Source organism: Escherichia sp. MOD1-EC5495, from assembly GCF_002965965.1.
Lineage (GTDB): Bacteria > Pseudomonadota > Gammaproteobacteria > Enterobacterales > Enterobacteriaceae > Escherichia > Escherichia ruysiae.
In genome coordinates, this window is the sequence record NZ_PTRI01000066.1 from 1 (window position 1) to 416 (window position 416).

The following is a 416-nucleotide window of genomic DNA, read 5'->3' on the forward strand; positions in this document are numbered from 1 at the left end:
ACGGTGGTGTTCCGGGCAGGTGAGCAGGAGCAGACACCGCCGGAGGGATTTGAATCCTCCGGCTCCGAGACGGTGCTGGGTACGGAAGTGAAGTACGACACGCCGATTACCCGGACCATCACGTCTGCAAACATCGACCGTCTGCGCTTTACCTTCGGTGTGCAGGCACTGGTGGAAACCACCTCAAAGGGGGACCGGAATCCGTCGGAAGTCCGCCTGCTGGTTCAGATACAGCGTAACGGTGGCTGGGTGACGGAAAAAGACATCACCATTAAAGGCAAAACCACCTCGCAGTATCTGGCCTCGGTGGTGGTGGGTAACCTGCCGCCGCGCCCGTTTAATATCCGGATGCGCAGGATGACGCCGGACAGCACCACAGACCAGCTGCAGAACAAAACGCTCTGGTCGTCATACAC

Annotated in this window: 1 protein-coding gene; it reads left to right on the forward strand. The window is 58.9% G+C overall.

The genetic code is table 11. From position 1 onward, the window contains the following. On the forward strand, positions 1-416 hold a 416-nt coding region (gene gpJ, locus BEG40_RS21580), incomplete at both ends, for a TipJ family phage tail tip protein (protein ID WP_502692837.1).